The following is a 13,454-nucleotide window of genomic DNA, read 5'->3' on the forward strand; positions in this document are numbered from 1 at the left end:
GGCTTTTGTTATATTATAGTAATTCAGTTATTTTAGTTTTTCTAACATTTCGTTGGTTAGTGACTCAGATGTTACACCATAACCATTGATTAAAATACCTTTTAACTTGTACTTTTCAGAAGAAATAGCATAAATAATGCTCTCTTCAGAGGGGTCCGTATTTCCATCAAAACGAAAGAATTTATCAATATGGAATTCATCATGAAAAATTTTATATTGACCACTTCTACATTCGATGCAATTTTGTTTGAGATTAAAATCTTCGTTATAACCTTCATTACGAAGACCATTAATGGCTTCTATTAAATTACTGTAATTTTCCATAATCTAATTTTTAAGCTTGAGTTATTTTAAATTGCTTGAGATTTAAGTTTTTAGTATTACAAAGGATTTAAAATACCCATTTCTCCACGTTGTAATCTTTTTTGTGTTTCTAACATTTGTTCTTGTGTTGTCATTACGAAAGGACCTCCATATACAATAGGCTCATAATGAGGTGTACCAGATACAAATATAAAATTTGCAATTGTATTTTTTGTACTTATATATATTTTGTTTCCTTCTTTTTCAAAAGTTATCATAGAAATTGCTGGAATTTCTCTATCAGCAATCGTAATTTCACCTGAAATTAGATAGACAAATGCCATTTCTTGAGCATCAAATTCTATTGAACTATTAGGCTGTAAAGTTACGTCTAATATAGCTGTTTTGGTAACCAACTCAATAGGTGATTTCAAGCTTTCAAATTCACCTTGTACTATTCTTACAAAAACTTGTTCATTTTTAAATTCTGGAACATCTTTAGAAAAAGCATGAAATGCCTTTGGTTCTACTAAACGATCTTTATCTGCATGATTTATCCAAATCTGAAAACCATGACAATCCACGCCATTTATGCTGGGTACTTCGTCGTGTTTCACACCACTGCCTGCTTGTGTAACATGAATACCACCAGGTTCAATGATGCTTTTATCTCCAAGGCTATCTCTGTTCAAAAATGAGCCTTTACTATCAGGCATCATGTAAGTCATTACTGAGACTCCTGCATGTGGATGTGGTCCAAAAATTGGTCTATCCATGTGGAATTCTGTAAACACCAAAAATGGTTCAAAATCAAATTCGGCATGAAACATATCTACAGATTTGAGTCCGACAGCATTTTGTTTAAAATACTGATTCTTTATTTTTTTAATTTGCTTTTGCATAATCATATCCTTTTAGAATAAAAATCCTTGTTATTTACTTGGTAAGCCATTTGTTAAATAATTTTGTGATTTGAGGCATTGCAATGAAAATCATGAATGGGACTAAAATGATAGACATTACAAATGTTCTTAATAAGACGTGAAGTTGACCAAGCCAATTACCCAATAAAATTGAAATCACTGAGATGGTTGGATAAATTACGAGCCATACTAAAACTGCCATTTTCCATTTTTTTGGTTGTTTCATATTCTTTTAAATTTTGATAATACAAAGGTATGAGTATCAAAAAAATTATGAAAGGGCAGAATATCGGCTTGTATAGTCAAAAAGTCGGAAAAAGATTTTTAGAGATTATGACGGTAAGTAATAGGCGAAATACCAGACAAGTTTTTAAAGAATTTTCCAAATGTAGATGCATCTGGAAAGTTGAGCAAATCTGCTATTTGGGTAATTTGTAAATTGGGATGAGTTAATAAAACTTTTGATTCTAATAATAACAGTTCATCAATCCAATCGCCAGCTGTTTTGCCTGTTTCTTGCTTGATGGTTTCGGTTAAGTGTTTGGGAGTTACAAATAAACTATCAGCATAATATTTTACTTTTCGTTCTTTTCTAAAATTTTCATTTACTAATTTCTTAAACTCATTGGTGAGTTGTTGTCCTCTTGTTTGTTGAAAGTTTTTTGTAAAATGTATACCAACAAATATTTTCTGATACTCAAAAAGAAGAATATTGATATAACTTGCGATGATTTCATTTTTATAAGGATGAAGCAAATTGCTATTTATTTTGATATTTTGTAAAATTGGAAATATTGAACAGATTTCATTTTCACTAAAATAATTCACATGCTTGGTATTGAGTTCAAAAAAATCAAATTGTTCAAGATGATATTGATTTGAGAAATGTTTGATTAAAAAGTCTTTGGTAAAAAAAACAGTCATGGTCTCAAAATCATCAGACACATTTAGCCATTGTTTTATCACAAGTGGTGACATTGCAATAATACTGTTTTTTTGCACTTCGTAACTTTCAAGGTTAGCATAAAGACTTGCCTGCCCTGATGTACAAATAGCCAAACCAAAATAATTACTTCGATAAGGCGTATTGAGGCGACTTTTTAAGAAGCTTAATTTTTTGTCTGTAAAAAAGACTTCTGTACTTACCACACCCTGATTTACTTCTTCAATATGGTATGTAGGAATTTGGTTCATTTATAATTGTTTTAAATACTCATTTTTTAAATTCTTTAATTCTTTAAAAATAGTTTTTCGTTGTTCAATAAGGTTATTGAGCAGACTGGGTTTTTTATAAAAAAGCCTTACAGATTGCCAATTGATTTTAAATTTCTCCCAAAGAGCCACATACCACAATACAAAATAACCCAACAAAGAAAGCAACACAACAATAGCCAATACCCACCACATATTTTGTGTAAAATGCCAAATTAAATAAGCACTAACTCCATAAGCAATTGGAAATGTAAATATACCAATCATCATCATCAGGGGAGCTTTAAAGGTAATATCTGTACTAATCAGGCGAGCTATTTTGGAAGGTAATATGTAAGGAAGATAATTGCCTACAAGACCAGCCACATACAAAGGTAATCCCAGAATAAGAAGAAAAATACTTCCAATAAAATAGCCAAGGATAGATTTTTTATGAGAACTCTGAAAAACCTCATCACTCAAGCCCAATACCGAAAGATTTTCCAAATAATTATCAGTTTGAATACGTAAATTTTTAAAGTACTGATGATCTTTTTGCTCGAAATATTTTACTCCTTCTACAATTTCTTTCACTACAATAAATTCTTCATATTTTCTTTCAGACAAATTAAACTCATTAAAAAGAGTATTTTTGTAAATTTTTTCAATGTTAGAAATCAAAATATCTTGCTCTTCGTCTTCTGTAACAACAATCAGTTTAGAAATCTCCTCTTCGATTTCTTTGGTAAGAGTTTCAATTGTTTCAAAATTTTCAGGATTATAAATATTTTTATATTTAGTGAGTAAAATAGGCTCACCAACATTGACAAAAACTTCACTTCTAAATTTATCAGCATCAGAATAATTGATACCAATGGGTACAATTTTAAGTCCTAAAGAGAAATTATTCTCATATTCTGCTCCCAAAGCAATACGAGCTGTTCCTGTTTTAATTTCTCTCAAACGTCTCTCTATAATACTTGTCCCTTCAGGGAAAATGAGCAATGTTCCTTTTTGAGCTAAAAAATCATAACATTTTTGAAAACTCATTTTATTAAGTTCTGCTTGTGAAATAGGTTTGTCTGATTTATCGGTTTTTCGATAAATCGGAATCATATTGAAAAATTTAAAAATAGGACGAGTAAATTTATTGAATACTGAGCCATTAGAAAGGAAATGGACTCTTTTTTTGCTTAATACAGCAATAATACTGGGATCCATGAAAGTATTAGGGTGATTCGCTACATAAATAATGGGTTCTTCAATATTTAATAAGTATTTGTTATGTACTTGCAAACGTTTAAAAAATATTTTTAAAGCAAGTTGTACAATAGGACGAAGAAGAAAGTACAGCATAGAAGGTAAATTAAAGCAAATATGTTACATCGTATAGAATAAAAAAATATATAATAAGAGTAAAACTGTTTTATTGGAATATGGTTGCTCTTGTTAAGATATAATAATATTTCAATATATATATTTTCTCAAAAATACAAAACATCTGTAGATATTACATGGGTATTGTAAGCATAAATATTTTCATATAATTTTACCAAGTTTTATTTGACACTATAATTGTACCTTTTATGAGTTTTTCACTTAAAAAAACACTAACAACATGGGTATTGTACATTTGTTGTTTGGTTGTTCTTGCAGACCCCTACCAAGATGCATGGCAAGCTATTAGAGAAAATAATTTGCCAATAGCCAAAGAATTATTAATAAAAGCTATGCAAAATCCACAAACTCGTGTGGATGCTTGTATGACCCTTATCTTAATTGAAAACAATGAGAGAGATATGGGCAATTCTTTCAAATATTTTTATGAGCTATACCAGTCAGGCATTGACTTAAACCCTTACATTTATGCCAAATGGTTTGATAAAAGTGTTTTAGGAGAGTATGGCAAAAAAGATGCAAACAATTTAAAACTTCTCAACAGTTTACTCAAAGACCCTAAAATTCATCCATCTATCACTACCAGCTTGTATTATATGTTGGGTTTACATTGGATGTATAGTAACAAATTAGATAAATCTTTGGAAGAGTGGAAAAAGATTTATGCAATCAATCAATGGCAATTTGTGGGGCCTTTTGATAATGTATCTGGAAGTGGTTTTGATAAACCATATTTGCCTATTACTTCTCCTGAACCAAATAAAGAATTTATTTCATCCAATGGAGCTAAAATATCGTGGTTTACACCTAAATATATAGACAATGATGGCTGGATTACAACAAGTCATTACATTCCACAATCAACAGCCGTTGTATATGCTCAGTCATTTGTATATGTTCCAGAAGATACAGACGCTATTGTGGCAACTGGAGCAGTAGGTTCATTAAAGGTGTGGATTAATGATGCGTTGTTTATTTCAGAAGAAGAAGAGAGAAGAACAGAGTTAGATATTTACAAAGCTCCTTGTAAGTTAAAAAAAGGCTATAATAGAGTTTTAGTGCAGTTGGGATACGTAGGACAAGATTATGCTAATTTTATTGTGAGGCTTACAGATAAGCAACTACAACCTATTCAGGGAATTACATATAGCAATCAATTGCAATCTTATACCAGCAATAAAAATGAAGAAAAAGTTTCTCAGATACCCCATTTTTCAGAAGAATTCTTTAAAAAGAAAATAGAAGAGCAACCTGAAAATCCAATCAATTACTTATTGCTTTCACAGGCTTATCGCCGTACGAAAAAAATAACAGAAGCTCGTTCTATCATTCAAAAGATATTCCAAAAAGATCCTAATAACTTACTTATCAGAACAGAATATCTCATGATTCTGATAGACACCAAAAACAGAACGGAGTTTTTGAAAGAATTAAATGATTTCAAAGAAAAATATCCTGACTCTTATTTTACCATGTATTTGAATTATGAGCAACTCGTAGATGAAGAAAAATACACAGAAGCTGAAGAGAAATTAGAAAAACTTATTGATAAACATGGCGAAAGAGAAGAATTGGCGGAGAAAAAATTGAGATTATTAGGACTTCTTAAAAAAGACAGGGAGTTTTTGAGCTTGGCTTATACCTGCTATAAAAAATACCCAGATAATTCTTTATTTACATATTATCATTTTCTTATCCAACAACAAGTCAATAAGGATAAAAGAGAAAATATCAAAATATATGAGAATTTTTTGAAGAATAACTATCATTATGAGATGATGGTAAATTTAGTGAGTTTGTATTTTCAACAAAGTATGCCTCAAAAAGGAGTAAAATTGCTTGAAAAAATGGAAAAACACATGCCTCAACAACCAGAGCATGTCGAAAAGCTTGGAGATTACTACTACGCTATCAAAGACTACCCAAAAGCATTGGAGTATGCCAATAAAAACTTGGCTCAGTCGCCCTATCGTTCAAGAAATTGGCTAGATTATGCTCTTATCAAACAAATGCAAAATCAAAAAGAAGAAGCATTAGAGGCTTATAAAAAGGCTTTGTATTTCAATCCTAACGACTATAAAACAAGAGAAAAAATCAGAACTTTAGAAAACAAAACAAATTTAGAAAGTGTGTTTCCTAATGAAGATTACTATACTATTATTAAAAATGGTGCATTAAAACCTGAATACAAAGACTATGACTGGTATTATTTATTTGATGAAAAAAATAAAATCATTTACCCTGAAGGAGGTTCGCAAACTTATACCACCATTATTGTAAGAGTCTTGAATCAGAAAGGAGTGGATTATTGGCATCAGATGAATATTGGTTATAATGAATATTCCGAAAGAATTTTAATTGAGAAGGCTGAATTGATAAAGAAAAATAATGCTAAAATCAATGCAGAAACCAGTGGTAATCAGGTTGTTTTTCCTAATTTGGAAATAGGAGATGTAATTTTAATAAGATATAAAACTGAAACTTATTTCAGAGGACGCTTTGCTAAAGATTTTTGGGATACATATAATTTTTCATCTTTTGTACCTTCAGAATTAACAAGATATTCGCTGTTGATGCCTAAAGAAAGAAAGTTTGAATATAAAGTATTCAATAGTGATTTAAAACCAGAAATTAAAGAGGTAGATGAATTCAATTTGTATGTTTGGGAAGATAAAAATGTAAAGGCTGTTAAATCTGAGAAATATGGACAACTTATGCAAAATTCTGAAAAGTTATTACAAATCTCAACACTTAATAGCTGGCAGGATTTGGCATCATGGTATGCGGATATCTCTGCATTTCAGGCAAAATCAGATTTTGAAGTAGAACAAGCATTTGAGGTTATTTTTCCAAATGGAATAGAGAAAATCTCAAAATTGGATAGAGCCAAAATGATTTATGAGTATATCCTCAAAAACATTCAGTACAGTTCTATTTCATTCAGACAAAGTGCTTATGTTCCCCAAAAAGCATCAAAAACGCTTTCAACAAAATTGGGTGATTGTAAAGATGTTTCTACGCTGTTTGCTGCCTTAGCTCGAAAAGCTGATATACCTGTAAATTTACAGTTGGTAAGTACCAAAGATAATAATGAAAGTGCATTGCCATTACCTGCTCTATTATTTAACCATTGTATTGTAAAAGCTAATATTGATGGTAAAACATATTATTTGGAACTTACAGATCCTTATTTGCCTTTTGGAGCTTTGCCTTGGAGTGTAGATAGATCTTCTATCTTAAACATTCCTTTTGCAACCAGTGAAAATCAAGCGGAAAATAAAATTGAAATATTGACAACTGCACTCAATAAAAATACTGTTTATCGACTTAAAAACATTAAAATAGAGAATAATAACCTCATTTGTGATGTAAAGAATATCAAAACGGGTGCTGTAGGAGCAAGAATGAGAAGTGACTTTATCAATGAAAATGAAGAAAAAAGAAAGGAAGAAATTTCTAATAGTATTTCAACAGACTATAAGAATCCTGTTTCCCTAACATCTCTGGAGTTTGAGAATATTGAAAAAGTAACAGATACATTGAAATACAACTATAAATATGTTGTAAAAAATGAAATAGCAGAAATAGGAGCCTTAAAAGTTTTAAAAGTGCCATATTCTGTCAGACATGGGCGTATAGATGTATTTACAGAAGAAACAAGAAATTCTCCAATCGATTATAGTTATTTTGAAGATGTAGATGTATATATCGAGGATATAACTGTTCAAACACCTCAAGGAACAACTCTTGTAGATATTCCTAAAGATGTGACCATCAATGCTGATTTTATGAAATTTGAGCTAAAGTTTACAAAAGTAAATCCTCAAACATTAAAAGTTTACAGAAAAGTGACAAGTAATAAATATGTAATTATACCAGCTAAGGATTATATGAAGTTTAAGGACATTTTAACAGAAATTAATAATATAGAAAATAAATATATTACTTATAAGTAATTACAAAATCAAAAGAGCCTTCTAAATATGAAGGCTCTTTTGATTTAATAGACTAATTAGGAATATTTTGTTTTTGTTGTTCCTCCAATATTTTTCTTTCAGTTTCTTGCTGTACTCTAAATAAAGAATCTTGAACTCTTTGTAGTCGAATCAACTCTATTTTTTGTTGTAAACTGGCTAACGATTGTCTGCTGATAATATTATCAGGTTCTTGCTGAATAGCTTTTTTATAAAAATCTATAGCTAAATTCTTTTTATCTAAAAACTCATGACAATTGCCAATATAATAATTGATTTTTGGTAAATCCGTTTTGTAACGGTAGGTATTTTCAAAAAGAGTAAGAGCTTCTTGATATTTACCTGCCTTCCAAGCCTGAATACCAAGTTGATAGGAAGCTTTATAAAATGTATTGTTGAGCTGATATGCTTTGAAATAATATTTTTGAGCACTATCTATTTCTTTTAAATTCTGATAAGCAATAGCTATTTCTAAAAGTAAACTATCATATTTAGGTTTCAAATACAAGCCTTTTTTTGCCCATAAAATAGCCTTTTCAGATTTTTCATGATAATTATACAATCCTGAAATGTGTAAATAAACTTCGACCAAGTCTGGATTAAATGATAATGCTTTTGTAAAATGTGAAAAAGCTTCTGTAGTGTCATTTTGTGTAGTAGCCCATCTTCCTTGCCAATAATATACTTGGGGATTATTGGGGTAGATATTGATGGTCTTCGAAATAAGTTTAGAGGCTAAAATGCTATCTTTCAGATCAATAGATGACTGTAAACCAAATAAAAGAATAGGCAAAGCTTGTGGTTCTAATCTATAAGCTTCTTTCCACGATTTTTGAGATTGAGCAAATTGTTTACTTTTGTATTTACTCTGAGCTTCTAAAAGATATAACTTCCAGTTAGGCTCAATAATAATAGCTTTTTGTAAATAATTTTCTGTTTTTGAATATTCTTTTTTATGATAATGCCATAAAGCTAATTTATATAGAATCTCTACATTATCAGGGTCATCGTCCAAAGCATTTTGTAAAGCTTGCAAAGAACTAATTGAAGAAAATGCCTCAATATCTGTATTTTCTCGAATTTTTAAATTTTTTGTATTTTCATTACACGAAAACAAACTGATAGCTATTATCAAAAATATCAAAATCTTCTGCATTGTTTCTTTATTTCACGCAAATTAGGTTTTTTATTAATGAAGCAGAAACTTCACATGATTTTTTTTGCAAAAATCATGTGTATATGTTAATATCGGGGTCTAGTGCTAAAAAACTCAAGTATCACTCAATATCAAAAATACCATACGCCTAACATTTAAGATATGGAATCCTTAAAGAATCTTCAAAAAATTTTAGTGGCTAATCGTGGAGAAATAGCCATTCGTATCTTTAGAGCTGCGTCTGAACTCAGAATACGTACAGTAGCTGTTTATACATACGAAGACCGTTATTCTCTGCATCGTTTTAAAGCTGATGAAGCCTATCAAATAGGCAAAGACGATGAGCCTCTTCGTCCATATCTTGATGTTGAAGAAATTATTACATTGGCAAAAAAAGTAAAAGCTGATGCAATTCACCCTGGTTATGGTTTCCTTTCTGAAAATGTAATTCTCGCCCGTCGTTGTAGAGAGGAAGGTATCATCTTTGTAGGTCCTCAGCCTGAAGTAATGGAAGCTTTGGGGGATAAAATAGCTTCTAAAAAAATAGCTATTTCAGCAGATGTGCCTATTATTCAGGATAATAAAGAGCCTATAGTTACTTTTGATGTGGCTCTCAAAGAAGCCAAACGCATAGGCTTTCCTATAATGCTTAAAGCTTCTGCAGGTGGAGGAGGACGTGGTATGCGTGTAGTACGCAACGAATCAGATTTAGAAAAAGCTTATAATGAGGCTAAAGGTGAAGCTGGTCGCTCTTTTGGAGATGATACCGTTTTCATTGAAAAGTTCATAGAAAATCCTAAGCACATAGAGGTACAAATTATGGGGGATAATTATGGAAATATTGTCCACCTCTATGAAAGAGATTGTTCTGTTCAACGCCGTTTTCAGAAAGTTGTGGAAGTAGCACCTTCGTTTTTAGAACAAAAAACCAAAAACAAACTCTACGATTACGCTTTACGCATCTGTAAAAAAGTAAATTATAACAATGTAGGAACAGTAGAATTTTTGGTAGATGCTGATGAAAATGTTTACTTTATTGAGGTAAATCCTCGTATTCAGGTAGAACACACCATTACAGAAGAAATTACAAGAGTTGATATTGTTCGTTCACAAATCCTGATAGCCAAAGGGCATCGCCTCTCGGACCCTGAAATTTGGATTCATAAGCAAGAAGACATTGTGGCTCGTGGTGTGGCTATTCAATGCCGAATTACCACCGAAGATCCTCTCAACGATTTCAAACCTGACTTTGGAACAATCGTAGAATATAGAAATGCAGCAGGTTTTGGAATTCGTTTGGATGAAGGAAGTACATACCCTGGTGTAAAAATCTCTCCATTCTTCGACTCCATGCTTGTAAAAGTTTCAGCTTCAGGTAGAACGCTCAAAGGTACAGCACAACGTTTGAGTAGAGCTTTACGAGAATTTAGAATCAGAGGTGTAAAAACCAATATTGGTTTTGTGGAAAATGTGATCAATCACCCAACATTCCAAAGTGCAAAAGCAACGGTTAGCTTTATTCAAGATCATAAAGAACTTTTCAAAATCCCTAAAAAATTCGATAGAGGAACCAGAGCTTTGCGTTTCTTGGCAAATGTAATTGTTAATGGTAACCCTGATGTTAAATTCAAAGATGATTCAAAAACTTTTGTAAAGCCACATATTATTGATTATGAACGCCTTGAAGTGCCTAAAAAAGGTACAAAGCAAATTTTAGAAGATTTGGGTAGAGAGGGTTTTAGCAAATGGCTTAAAAATGAGCAGAAAATTTATTATACAGATACAACTCTCAGAGATGGGCACCAATCGCTTTTGGCTACACGCATGCGTACCAAAGATATGATTCCTTATGCTGAGGCAATGGCGTATCATTTTCCACAAACATTTTCTTTGGAAATGTGGGGTGGTGCTACTTTTGATGTGGCTCTCAGATTTTTAAAGGAATGCCCTTGGAAACGCCTGCAATTTATCCGAAAAGCAGCCCCTAATATCCTAATGCAAATGCTTTTGCGTGGTGCAAACGGTGTGGGTTATAAGGCATATCCTGATAATTTAATTGAAAAATTTATTGAAAAGTCAGCAGAAAATGGAATAGATGTTTTTAGGATATTTGATTCTTTAAATTGGATTGAAAATCTTAAAACAAGTATCGAAGCAGTTGGAAAATATACCAACAGCCTTGCTGAGGCTTCTATCTGTTATACAGGTGATTTACTCAATAAAGATGAGAAGAAATATACTCTGCAATATTATCTGGATTTTGCAAAACGCCTAGAAGACGCAGGAGCTCATATTCTTGCCATCAAAGATATGGCGGGGCTTCTAAAACCTCATGCTGCCGAACTTTTAGTTTCAAAACTCAAAGAAACGGTTTCATTACCAATTCATTTACATACCCATGATACAGCATCTATTCAGGCAGCAACTTATCTGAAAGCTATTGAAGCAGGAGTAAATATAGTAGATGTTTCGATTGCTGCGATGTCAGGTACAACATCACAACCCAATTTTAATTCAGTGTTGGCCATGATGCAAGGGCATCCAAGAGAAAATCACTATGATTTAGCCAAGCTTAATGAACTTTCTAAATATATTGAAGGGGTTAGACAGGTATATTATCCTTTTGAATCAGGTATGCAAGCAGGTTCGGCAGAAGTGTATGAACACGAAATGCCTGGAGGACAATATACAAATCTAAAAGCTCAAGCAGAATCTGTGGGAGTAGGGGATAAATTTGAACAAGTTGTTAAAAATTACCAAGACGCCAATAAACTTTTTGGAAACGTTATCAAAGTTACTCCAAGCTCTAAAGTAGTGGGCGATTTTGCTTTGTTTATGACAGCCAATGGCTATAATGCTGAGGATATTATGCAAAAAGGGCATAATATTTCGTTCCCTGAATCTGTAAAAGAGTTTTTTAGAGGAGAATTAGGGCAACCTTATGGCGGTTTTCCTGAAGAATTGCAAAAAATGGTTTTGAAAGATGAAAAACCTTTTACTGATAGACCCAATGCTCATTTAAAACCTATTGATTTTGAAACAGAATTTGAAGCATTTAAAGAAAAATATGATGAAAATTTCTTAGATTTCTTATCATATCAACTTTATCCTAAAGTGTTTGATGAGTATTTTGCTCATGTTCAAGATATGGGAGAGGTGTATTATTTACCTACATCTTCGTTTTTCTTTGGATTGAAAGCTGGGGAAGAAATTTTGGTACAGATAGATGAAGGAAAAACCTTGCTTATTAGAATGGTAAGTATCACGAATGCTGATGAAAATGGTATCAGAGCTGTTTATTTTGAACACAACGGACAAACCAGACGTATTCGTGTGATAGATAATTCCTTAAAAAGTTTACTCAAAACCAATGCAAAAGCTGTAGGGGAGAATCAAATAGGCTCACCATTGCAAGGGAAAATTTCTCAGGTGAAAGTAAAAGAGGGAGATAAAGTGCAAGTTAATACACCTTTGTTTATCATAGAAGCCATGAAAATGGAAAGTATTATTACAGCTACCAAAGAGGCAACTGTTAAACAAATTCATTTGCCTTCAGGCTCTATTGTGGAGCAAGGTGACATGGTTATTGAATTAGAATAAAGCATACAAAAACAAGGAGAAATCAAAGTTTCTCCTTGTTTTAAAAAAATAGAAACTATGAAAATCTTAATAAATTATATGATACTATTGCTTTTGCTTGCATGCAAAAGTAAAGAACAAGCTGATAATGAGATAATTTGGAGTAATGTCCAAAAAAACGATAAAAAAATGCCTGAACCTCAGACAGGAGATTGGCTTTTTTATCATAAAGAAAAGGGGCAAACTTTTGAAGAGTACAAAAAAATCAAATATGTAACACCTACTTCAACAAGAAATGTAATTTATGTGTTGCCTATTGGCAATTTTGATGCAAAACAAAACGAACTGATTCAACACACTTCTGAATATTTAGAGATATTTTTCAACCTGAAAGTTAAACGTTATAAACCTATTTCAGATAGTATTATCCCTGCAAATGCCCGCAGAATATCTGCTTTTGATATAGAACAACTATGGGCTTCTTATATTCTAAACCCTTTCTTGAAAAAACGCTTACCAGAAGATGCTATTGCTTTCATAGCCATCACAGAAAAAGATTTATATCCAGAGCCTTCTTGGAATTTTGTATTTGGTTTGGCAACTAATAATTTAGGAGTAATGTCTATTTACCGATTATTAGAAAATGAAGATTATACCCTATGTTTAGAAAGACTTATCAAGGTAATTGCTCATGAGATGGGACACATGTTTTCAGTGAGCCATTGCACCCATGCTATGTGTTTAATGAATGGAAGTAATACGATGGAAGAAACAGACAAACAGCCCAATAGATTGTGTTCAGAGTGTTTGAAAAAACTATCATGGAATCTGAAATTTAATGATAGAGAACGACTGCAACGTATGGCAAGCTTCTTTAAAAAACATGGCTTGACCATCGATTATGAACTTATCCAAAAAGATTTAGAATAA

General features: G+C 31.8%; 9 protein-coding genes. 3 read left to right on the plus strand and 6 right to left on the minus strand.

Translation table 11 applies throughout. The features are described 5' to 3' along the window. Window positions 1–27: 27 nt before the first annotated feature. From AD998_08355 to AD998_08375, 5 genes are all read right to left on the minus strand, one after another. Window positions 28–324, minus strand: a complete 297-nt coding sequence (locus AD998_08355; GenBank protein ID KOY86158.1) for a phosphoribosylpyrophosphate synthetase — start codon at window positions 322–324, stop codon at window positions 28–30. Window positions 325–380: 56 nt separating this feature from the next. Continuing rightward, a complete protein-coding gene (locus AD998_08360; protein KOY86159.1) occupies window positions 381–1,205 on the minus strand; it encodes a hypothetical protein in 825 nt (274 codons plus the stop codon). A 34-nt stretch (window positions 1,206–1,239) separates the two neighbouring features. Beyond that, entirely contained in the window at window positions 1,240–1,452 is a 213-nt protein-coding gene (locus AD998_08365; protein KOY86160.1) for a hypothetical protein, read from the minus strand. A gap of 98 nt (window positions 1,453–1,550) precedes the next feature. After that, complete coding sequence (locus AD998_08370) at window positions 1,551–2,420, minus strand: hypothetical protein (GenBank protein ID KOY86161.1); 870 nt, start codon at window positions 2,418–2,420, stop codon at window positions 1,551–1,553. Beyond that, the gene (locus tag AD998_08375; GenBank protein ID KOY86162.1) at window positions 2,421–3,773 is read right to left on the minus strand and encodes a hypothetical protein; all 1,353 of its coding nucleotides are present in this window, start codon (window positions 3,771–3,773) and stop codon (window positions 2,421–2,423) included. It lies immediately after the preceding gene. A gap of 230 nt (window positions 3,774–4,003) precedes the next feature. On the opposite strand from AD998_08375, the gene AD998_08380 reads away from it, so the two are divergent. Further along, window positions 4,004–7,771, plus strand: coding sequence for a hypothetical protein (locus AD998_08380; protein ID KOY86163.1), 3,768 nt, complete (start codon window positions 4,004–4,006; stop codon window positions 7,769–7,771). Between the two features lie 52 nt (window positions 7,772–7,823). Here the strand turns inward: AD998_08380 and AD998_08385 are convergent, their stop codons facing one another. Further along, a complete protein-coding gene (locus AD998_08385) occupies window positions 7,824–8,945 on the minus strand; it encodes a hypothetical protein (GenBank protein ID KOY86164.1) in 1,122 nt (373 codons plus the stop codon). Window positions 8,946–9,107: 162 nt separating this feature from the next. On the opposite strand from AD998_08385, the gene AD998_08390 reads away from it, so the two are divergent. Both AD998_08390 and AD998_08395 read left to right on the plus strand, forming a co-directional pair. Continuing rightward, a complete protein-coding gene (locus tag AD998_08390) occupies window positions 9,108–12,545 on the plus strand; it encodes a pyruvate carboxylase (protein KOY86165.1) in 3,438 nt (1,145 codons plus the stop codon). 57 nt (window positions 12,546–12,602) lie between these two features. Further along, entirely contained in the window at window positions 12,603–13,454 is an 852-nt protein-coding gene (locus AD998_08395; protein KOY86166.1) for a hypothetical protein, read from the plus strand.

Source organism: bacterium 336/3 (assembly GCA_001281695.1).
Classification (GTDB): Bacteria; Bacteroidota; Bacteroidia; order Cytophagales; family Thermonemataceae; genus Raineya.

Coding starts and splice junctions, on each gene's coding strand:
- AD998_08360 (KOY86159.1), bottom strand. CDS start 1,205: ATGCAAAAGCAAATTAAAAAAATAAAGAATCAGTATTTTAAACAAAAT.
- AD998_08375 (KOY86162.1), bottom strand. CDS start 3,773: ATGCTGTACTTTCTTCTTCGTCCTATTGTACAACTTGCTTTAAAAATA.
- AD998_08370 (KOY86161.1), bottom strand. CDS start 2,420: ATGAACCAAATTCCTACATACCATATTGAAGAAGTAAATCAGGGTGTG.
- AD998_08385 (KOY86164.1), bottom strand. CDS start 8,945: ATGCAGAAGATTTTGATATTTTTGATAATAGCTATCAGTTTGTTTTCG.
- AD998_08390 (KOY86165.1), top strand. CDS start 9,108: ATGGAATCCTTAAAGAATCTTCAAAAAATTTTAGTGGCTAATCGTGGA.
- AD998_08355 (KOY86158.1), bottom strand. CDS start 324: ATGGAAAATTACAGTAATTTAATAGAAGCCATTAATGGTCTTCGTAAT.
- AD998_08365 (KOY86160.1), bottom strand. CDS start 1,452: ATGAAACAACCAAAAAAATGGAAAATGGCAGTTTTAGTATGGCTCGTA.
- AD998_08380 (KOY86163.1), top strand. CDS start 4,004: ATGAGTTTTTCACTTAAAAAAACACTAACAACATGGGTATTGTACATT.
- AD998_08395 (KOY86166.1), top strand. CDS start 12,603: ATGAAAATCTTAATAAATTATATGATACTATTGCTTTTGCTTGCATGC.